At 40.2% G+C, this 9,466-nt stretch carries 6 protein-coding genes; 3 read left to right on the top strand and 3 right to left on the bottom strand.

The annotated features are described in order from the left end of the window. The coding region (locus C727_RS18150) for a PKD domain-containing protein (protein ID WP_040459230.1) at nt 1-1,109 on the bottom strand (1,109 nt) is incomplete at its 3' end. A gap of 420 nt (nt 1,110-1,529) precedes the next feature. Here C727_RS18150 and C727_RS0107145 point away from each other — a divergent pair. The 3 genes from C727_RS0107145 to C727_RS0107135 are packed head-to-tail and all read left to right on the top strand — an operon-like array spanning nt 1,530 to nt 7,308. Further along, nucleotides 1,530-4,625 (top strand): FG-GAP-like repeat-containing protein, encoded by a 3,096-nt coding sequence (locus C727_RS0107145; protein ID WP_162131389.1) that lies wholly within the window; start codon nt 1,530-1,532, stop codon nt 4,623-4,625. Continuing rightward, nucleotides 4,618-6,606, top strand: coding sequence for a multiheme c-type cytochrome (locus tag C727_RS0107140; RefSeq protein ID WP_017444941.1), 1,989 nt, complete (start codon nt 4,618-4,620; stop codon nt 6,604-6,606). The genes C727_RS0107145 and C727_RS0107140 overlap by 8 nt, the downstream gene beginning before the upstream one ends. 39 nt (nt 6,607-6,645) lie before the next feature. Further along, entirely contained in the window at nt 6,646-7,308 is a 663-nt protein-coding gene (locus C727_RS0107135; protein ID WP_017444940.1) for an NADPH-dependent FMN reductase, read from the top strand. Between the two features lie 178 nt (nt 7,309-7,486). Here the strand turns inward: C727_RS0107135 and C727_RS0107130 are convergent, their stop codons facing one another. Both C727_RS0107130 and C727_RS0107125 read right to left on the bottom strand, forming a co-directional pair. Further along, entirely contained in the window at nt 7,487-8,545 is a 1,059-nt protein-coding gene (locus tag C727_RS0107130; protein ID WP_017444939.1) for an NHL repeat-containing protein, read from the bottom strand. A gap of 11 nt (nt 8,546-8,556) precedes the next feature. Next, nucleotides 8,557-9,321: a phytanoyl-CoA dioxygenase family protein gene (locus C727_RS0107125; RefSeq protein WP_017444938.1), complete on the bottom strand. Its 765-nt coding sequence runs from the start codon at nt 9,319-9,321 to the stop codon at nt 8,557-8,559. Nucleotides 9,322-9,466: the final 145 nt, after the last annotated feature.

Here is a 9,466-nt window from a genome sequence, read left to right as displayed (position 1 = left end):
TCCATATCTGTATCGACTGATTCATTGGGATCTGCCGGAAAAGCATCAAGTGCATCCGGTACACCATCTTTGTCATAATCCTGCCCTTCACCGCCAATGTTCACTAACATTGGATCCTCGATTATGATTTGTAGCATTTGATTGATTAAATTGGCATCCTGGCTAACCACAAAAGCTTCAAAATTATCAATTGCAACTGGGTCTGCAATCAGAGCTAAAGTATCTGTTTTTTCGGGCGGGATCTCGTATCCATCTTCATCAATGATAATTTTTAATAAGCTTGCTATCTTTAATTTTTTTTCAACATCAACCTTATCTAACGCTTCACTCAATTCAGCTTGCGTAGCCGGTAGTTCACCATTGTTGGCTTCGACGATTAATTGATATTCAGCAGTACTAACATTTGTTACGTTTACCGAGAAGTTCTCATCCACATTTAAAGTTTGATCGTCACCAGCTTGCGATTTCAACGTGCTAAACGAAGCCAGCAACGACACCAATTTAACCTCAGCTTGCATAGATGGATCGCCAGATGCTTCAATTAGCACCAGTTTATTAATATTTTTTTCAGTGACCTGAAGTAAAATGCTGTAAGCACCCTGCGCATCTGCTTGCCCGGTAAATGCATCACTACCAACGGTTATTTTAATTGAAGCATTTGCAATAGGTTTATCTGTCACTTGCCCGTTAAGCGTTAGCTCACTGACTGCTTGTGTCGCTATAATTTTAACAGTATGCTCTGACGTAGCAGATGCACCGTCGTCATCTGTTACGGTTAACGAAACTGTGATCTGAGTATCTTGATCAAGGTCGGCACTGACTAAAGTCAACCTGGATGTATTCTCGCCACTGAAAGTTACTTTGTCACCGGATACAAGTTTCCATTGATATTTAACAATGTGTCCGTCGGAATCATGGGCTAACGCGCTTAAAACGGAAGCTATTTGCTCATCAAACTGGCTAGGGCCATTGATAGCAACATTTGGGGGTTTATTTGGTTCGGGAGAAGGCTCTGGATCGCCGCCACCGCCACAGCTTGATAATAGAAGCATCGCAGCAATTATCATTAGAAACGCGTTAAATTTACAAAGCCAGTTGCGTACGTTCATATTCTTCACCCTGCACTCAAAGTTGGCATTTTTTGCCCGCAAAGAAAACGTTACATGGGGTAAGAACTCGCTTCTTTTTTTAAGTGAGTTAAACGTTATAAATTTAAAAAGTAGGTTTGCTCAACTCAACAACAAAAAATTAAACGGTACTGACTTCCAAGTACAATCTACGTTCCCTAAAAATAATTCTTTATTTTTTGATATTCGTAAAATTTATTATCTATATTGTATAGAAAAATAAACTCGAATTGACAAGGCTAATTTTGCTTGTTTTTTGAACAAAAATTAAATTTTCAGATATTTCATATGATTATGCCCCTAATAAATTTATGGTCTAAAGTCTTGAATCAAAAAATGACCTTTGTTTTGTTAAGTCTGTTGTTAACTGAACCATGTTTGGCATCAATCCGGTTAACAGATATGAGTTTGCAAGCAGGCGTTGACTATCGTCATGTGCAGCATTCAGGGGTTATATTCGATGTCTTAGATGCAAAATCAGCGGCTGGCTGTGCTGCTGATTTCAATAACGATGGCTGGATAGATCTCGTATTAATTGTCGGCTCGGGGCAAACAAGATTTTATGGACATAAATCTTGGTGGCAAAATCAACCCAGTTTACTTTTACTAAAAAACGAGGGTGGTCGATTTGTAAGACAAAAAACATTTAATAATTTTTCCGCAACTGTATTCGCCTGTGCAGTTGGTGATCTGGATAAAGACGGGTATAACGACTTAATTGTTGCCGGTAAAGACCAAAATTATCTATTCAACAATGAACAAAACTTCGTATTTAAAAACACATCAATACGGGCGGAAGAAGGTCGTTGGAATACTGAGGTGACCTTGGCCGACGTTAACCAAGACGGCTGGTTAGATATATATTTTAGTGGCTATTTAAAATACAAAAAAAATCAAAAAAAATTGGAAAATTCAGCTGGCTTTGTTGAACAAAATAATCAAGAATTTTCAGCTGCGGTGCGTGACGGCAGTACCAATAAACTATATTTAAATAACAAGAATTTTCAGTTTTCAGATGCATCACAGCAACTTGATTTGGACCTCGTAGCGGAAAGAACCATTAGTAGTGTCTGGTCTGATTTTGATGGTGATGGGCTGATCGAATTAGTCGATCTGAATGACGCAGAACAACCGATGCGGGTGCGTACTTTAACCAAGCGTGGCACTTTTAACAGGCAAGCAAACAATCAGTTTTTTGCCAGTGCTCAAGCGACACAATACCTTGCAGTGAATGATCTACACACTCCATCTTCTGTTTTTATCAGTCGCTCTGCGGGTTTAAATAACCTCTTTTTACTCAACCCAAATTGGGCAGATGATATTGGCTGGGAAGCTGGCTTAAATACCCATAAAACAATTCATTTAAGCCGTTGGGGCAGCAGTTTTGCTGACTTGAATAATGATGGTAATCAGGAATTGATTATCGCAACGGGCAGGGTTGATAAAGACCCTTTTGCCACTCAAATGACCATAGGTAGTGAAAATTTGTGCTGGCAGCAACAAACCAAGCAGCCTATTAAATATACACCAGTTCAGTGTTTTGATAACCAGCGCAGATCTAGCCGCAGTGTTATTAAATTAGATTTTGACAATGATGGTAGATTAGATTTATTGTTTTTAAATAACAATGATTTTCCCCGCTTACTACACAACCAATCCGATGCAGGAAACTGGCTAAGTTTAGATATACAAGATCGGTTTAGCATAAAAAAATTATGGCTGAATGATAAGCAGCTAAGTTTGCCTTATCTATATCGGCAAGCGATGTTTTCTCAACATGATGGCAGAATCCATATTGGTTTAGGCAAACAAAAAGCAGCCACTATAACGATTCAAGACGAAGCAAATAAAAAATATCAGAGCCAGCTTAACGCCAACCAGTTTTATCACTGGTCGGGAAAAGGCTGGCAGAGTCATTCACCGGCACAGCCAGTCTCCAAGTTAACAATCAGTGCAATATTAAAAATCTTACGTGCCGGCGAAGAACTCAATTGGCGAGCGTTACCCCAAAATCACCAAATGGGCTTAGCTGAACGGCTTCAATTCAGTACTCTGCTCCAAGACCAACCCGATGAAAAATATCTCTATTTATATTTAGATTGGCTAAAAAGTGCCAAAGAACCATTAAAATCTGCCGCTGCAGATGCCATAAAACAACTTGAATCAGAAAAAAGTACGCATTATTTAATACAGCTTTTGCAAGACGGTGATAATAAGACTTTTTGCCTCATCAGCGACATTTTTTATACTTGGTATGCAGAAGAAGAGGCTGTTGCAATCAGTAAATACAAAGCATTACCTTTTTTCTATCGCGCAGTAGAAGAAAAACAGCGTCCTCTAGAATGCATCACAGATCCGCTCGGTGAATCGGAACATAACAATGCGGCCAGTATACTCATTCCTAGATTAAAAGATGCATCAGAAAAAGAAAAAGCTAATCTAATAAACGCGTTAGGCAAAATAAGGCAAACAGAAGCTATCCAACCTTTGCTTGAACTAATAGAAAATACGCATTCGGTGAGTGAAATCCAACAAGCCATCATTGCACTGCAGAGACTCAATTTTAACTTGCATCAATGGGTACCCACTAAAATAAACAATAATCATCACTTATTTATTGCTTTGGCACTGCTGCAAGACGCAAAAGACCAAATTGTTATCAATAAAAAACAAAGTATTCAGTGGATATCTGATTTTCAAATAGTGCCCCTTGAGCAGCTCCCAAGCAGCTTAACCCTGTTGTACCTTCGCGCGGTAAGCCGTTTTCCTATCCAGTTGAATGCTTTACTCGAACAATCCCAAATCCCTGTATCTTTTCATCCAGTCATCGCGATGCCAATGTTAAAACATAAATTAAGCTCACGTCCTGATTATTGGCTAACACAAGCACTCTCTACTCAGTTAGAAAAAACAGATATTAATTTAATTAAAAAAGAGTATCGCGCGCAGCTCAAACAACTACCAAGTCAAGCGCCCAGTGCTTTAGCGCAAGTCAACCGACTTGCCTTTTGGCCTGAACTTAATACCCCTCAACAAAAACAATTATTCACAACTGAAATTTCGCTTACTCAAGCATCTGAGTCGGTGATTTATCAATTTATCCAACACTGCCAAAAACATCAGTTATTAAACTGGCCTGAATCAAATCCAGCGGCAATATTTTGCCGCTTTGTTGCTGAACCTCAAACAACAGATTTACCATCCAGACCTTGGTTAGAAACATTATTAAAAATAGAGGCAATACATAAACCCGCACAGCAGACAAAATATTCTATCGCCATTTTACGCGGTAACATTGATTTTGACTTTAAACTTGCTTGGGCGAGCTATTATTATCAGACTGATATCATTGCTAAAAATTGGCTTAATAATGCGCTAGTATCAGAACAACAAAGGCACCACAGACGATGGCTTATTAAGAACTACCAACATTGGATACATCAATCAAGAGAATTGTTAGTCCATTTATTCCCAGACTTGAGTATGAATAATGAATAGGCATCAAACCACTAAAACAGTATCCCACTTAAATAGTTCGCTATTAGTAACTTTTTGCATTACTGCGCTAACAGGGTATTTGAGCCATCTAAATGGAGTGCCTGTTCTGGCTCAGATTAGTCAATTAATACATCTGCCTATCGCCTTTATTTACTTTATATATTTATGTATCTATATCCATCAGCATAATAAAAAAGTTTTAGGGGTGCGGCGCGGCTGGCTGCTAATTTCTGGGATCCTGCTTGTCTGCTTGTTATTTCTACAAGCGATTTTTGGATTTATATTACTGCTTGACGGGGTTCGCGCAGACAATATATTTTTGCAAAAAGGCCACCAGTTGCTCGCTTATTTGGCGGTGCTAATTTTTGTCGCTCATATAATTTTATATAAACTGAATGACAAAAGAAGCCGCCAACCGACAAGTCGCTACCAACTAACGGGTGCAGGATATTGTCAGATAGCGGCGGTTATTTTAACTTTTTTATTAATGTATTTACTGCACACTTCATCTGCACGCCCTTACACTATTGAACCCATGGTAAAAAATTATCAGTATGATTATGGTCCCCACCCATTTCGACCTAGCCAAACTGAAACGCCAGCGCAAAGATTTATCGATATTCGAGCTCTAAATACAACTGAAAAATGTGCATTTTGTCATTCTGATATTGCCAAACAGTGGCAGGTTTCGGCCCATCGTCAAGCGGCGTCAGACAAAAGTTATGAAACCAATGTTACGCTGCTCGCTGAAAAAAAAGGCATAACAGCCACCCGTTATTGTGAAGGATGTCATGCCCCACTCGCCCTCTTACCAGGCCAACTTAGTCCGGGCGGTGAACATGCAGGCATTAGTGGTACTGTTGCGAATCAACAAGGCGTTAATTGTCAAAGCTGTCACGGCATCGACCGTTTAGTGCATAACAAAGGTGTCGCTAGTTATCATTTTAGCATTAACGAGGCATATTTATTTGAAACATCTTCAGGCGTATTGGCGAGCGGTTTAAATAAACTTGCTATTCGTTACCACCCCGAACAGCACAAATCGGATATGTCAGCTAGCCTGCATAAAACCTCCGAATACTGCGCAGCTTGCCATAGTCAGTTTATTGATAAAGATGTAAACGGTTGGGGCTGGATAAAAATGCAAGATGAATATGCAGCTTGGCTTGCTAGCCCTTATTCAGGCATGAATGATGCCAAATTTAGCCACTCAGAACAAAAACGCTGTCAAGACTGCCACATGCCATTGGTTGAAAGTAATGATCCCGCAGCTAAAAATGGATTGATCAGAGATCACAGCTTTTTGGCGGCAAATAGCATGCTGACAACGCTGAATAATGACCACCAAAGCCAAACAAAAATAAAAAAATTCATGCAAAGCAATAAAGTAAGAATCAGCATAGAGCCCCCGCATAGAAAACAAGCAACCAAAAGCCAATTGCCGTTAAAAGCTTGGTTACGGCAAGCGGCCCAACAGCCATTTTACTGGTACCGTGGCGAACAAGCCGAACTCAACCTTGTGGTCGCCAACATAGGGGTTGGTCATAACTTTCCCGGTGGTACTATAGACATAAACCAAGCTTGGGTCGCAATCCAAGTGATGGATGCGGAAGGTCATTTAGTGTATCAAAGCGGAAAAGTGGACAAAAAAGGTTATTTAGATAAACAAGCCTATCAGTATCGCTCTTTGCCTATCGACCGCCATGGTGATATCGTTTGGAAACACGATTTGTTTAATATGGTCGGGAAAGCATCAGTTAATGTGATCCCCGCAGGCGAAGCCGACGTTGTTAAATATCAATTTCCAGTGCCTTACTGGGCTAAAAGCCCATTAGGTATTAATGCGCAGGTAAATTATCGAAAATTTAATACCCAATACGCTAAATGGGCTTTACAGGACGAATACCAGCCTTTGCCTATTATTACCTTATCGCGCGCTTATTTAGCTGTTCCAATTCGCGAAAAACAAGAAGCTTATTAATTAGTCAACCTCTTAAACATTTTACGGAACTTCAAGCATATGTATATTTTAATTTTTTTAGGCAGTAGACGTCAGTCTACCCCGCCAAAACCAGCGCGTGTTGGTGAACGAGTTGCATTAGCGTGTCAGCAGTTTTTAAAACAAACCTATGCTAATATTGATGTCACTATCATAGATCCTTTAGACCACCCAGCACAGGATATTTTTAAACCACATTTTGCTTATTCAGCACCACAGCGACCCGCTCACTTGAGCAAGTTAGCCGAACAAATCGAACGAGCCGATGCATACGTTATGGTTAGCCCGGAATATAACCATTCGATGAGCCCAGCACTCGCTGACTTATTAAACCATTTTGGCGCCTCGTTATACGCATACAAACCTAGTGCTATCGTGACTTACTCAGCCGGCCAATGGGGTGGTACAAGAGCTGCTGTTAATATGCGAACATTTTTATCTGAGTTGGGTTGTTTACCCGTCTCTGCAATGCTTCATATTCCGCATGCGCCTGATGTCATTGACAGCAACGGCCATATTGCCGCGCCCAATGAAGCAAGCTGGCAAAGTTATTTTGCCAGAACCTTTAATCAGTTGTTGTGGTGGGCAGAAGCCTGTTTAAAGCAACGTGAGCAGGTCAACCCACATCAATTAATCAAAAACTTTAAAACAGCACCGAGTGAACGCAACGCGCCTAAAAAATAGCAAAAAATGCACAGTTTATCTTGATAGCGCCCTGTTGGCCGAAAGCATTTGACTGGCATTGGATAATCTAGCCACTATAAAGAGTCTGTGCCTGACCGCGGTGGCCAAGCAAGCAGCATTGAGTGAACGGTTAGCCGTCGAACACTCAAGATACTACCAACAGGGATCTTTATTATAGTTAAAGCCGCTCCAACTTAATTGGATAAGCATTGTCGGCGCGCCATTGACCAACATACAAATTATGTTTATCGTCAACACAAATACCATGACAGTGTTTAAATAAACTTAAATCGCTTTGCATACTTTGCAAATGACCATCAACATACTCAGGTTGGGCTGCCCCGATATTGGCGACAACTTGATTATTTTTATTAAAAATACTAATGAACCCTGTATTTACAGCGTTTTTGCCATCAATATGAGACCAGCAAACCGGTGCATAAAAATGATCTCCATCAAATACAGGTCCACCGACCCAAGCACCCGGCACTTCGATAGTACTTAAATAATCACCAGTTAAACTGAAACGTTTTAACGACCGCTCCGCTCGTGAGCTAACCAATAAATGCGGGTGCTCAGGGTCACGGCGATCAATATCAATGCCGTGAGTATTAAACAAATTTAAATTTGGGTTAATATTATCGTGCCCCCCCCAATGACGAATGTATCGACCATGTTTGTCGTACTGAATTAAATAATCAGATCCATATCCGTCAGTGACATAAAGATCGCCATTATCAGCAATTGCAATATCGGTCGGACGGAACGCCATACCTGGTTCGTAAATACCCATGGTTTGTGGGTGTCCAATGATATATTCAATATCACCTTGCATAGTTAATTTGGCAATAAAACCATGCTGAGCAACTACCTTATTATAGGGTGAGTCCCAAGCCTCAGTAGAAACCCCGTCCCAATGGCGATTAAGTTTCCAGCCACTGTCGACAACGTACATATAATCTACGCCAGCTTCCTTGACTATTTTTACAGCATGAGCGCCCGGAAATTCTGTCCCAAACGCATCTAACAAGTCACCATCTTGACTGTAAATTAAAAAATTGTTTTTAGGATGGTCAGTGAGTAAAACAACGCGTCCCTGCGAGTCAATTGCCAAGTCATGGCAGTTTTCAACCGGATACTTATCCTTATCCAGCACTCCCCATTTGGCATTCACACGATATTTGAAATCGCCCGAGCCAACAATACGCCCATGCAGTTCTTTTACCTCTAAACGCATAACCTCTCCTGTTAGATATTTGGCCAATTAATGATGGCATCATCATCAACTCTATCTAACGGATAATAAACTGATTCATTTTCTTCAAATGGTTGATTGCTCATCGCATTATAGGCACTGATCATTGACCATCTAGGTTCATCTGATTTGTTTTGGTTAGATTTGTGTAGCAAATTACAATGGAAGAACAACACATCCCCAGGCTCCAACTCAACATTAATTAACTCATGATATTTCATTGCTTCATTGACAAACTTCATGTCAGCGCCTTTTTGATCACCAGTTTTACTGTGATCTAAGCGACCTAAATGATGTGACCCTTTTAGCACTTGCAAGCAACCATTTTTAACTGTTGCACGGTTAATAGCAACCATACAGCTAATGGCCTTTGGGTATAACATTAGGTTATCTCGATGCCAATAACCGAAGTCTTGGTGCCACTCCCACGCGCCGCCAACAAAAGGTTCTTTCATCATCATTTTGGTGCTTGTATGATAGGCCTCTTCACCCATTAAATCTTCGCAGCTATCGATTAAGCGGCGGCTACGAGAAAACATACTATATAAATCATCACCCGTTTTTTGCCACAGGCATACTTTACTCACAGCACCAGAGCCGTCTTTTTTATGCCAAGCCCGGTCATATAGCGTTTCGTCATTAAACGCTTTTTCTTGTAGTTTATTCATTTCTTCGGCAGTAAAATAGCCACGTGCAATCACATAACCATCGCGATAAAAATCTTTTTTCTGTTCTTCGTTCAATCTAATTTTGCTCATTAGTATACCCTCTTTATTAGCTTTTTGATTTACTGTTGACAATATACACCGACATAAAAATAGATCAATGGATATTTTTATATAAATAAAATATTTCCATACGAATAATAATATAGATTGAATGCGCGACAGCATATTCAGGTTC

This window comes from Gayadomonas joobiniege G7 (genome assembly GCF_000300815.1).
GTDB classification, from domain to species: Bacteria; Pseudomonadota; Gammaproteobacteria; order Enterobacterales; family Alteromonadaceae; genus Catenovulum; species Catenovulum joobiniege.
Note: the sequence above shows the minus strand (reverse complement) of the source record. Positions and strands in the feature narration are given on the sequence as shown.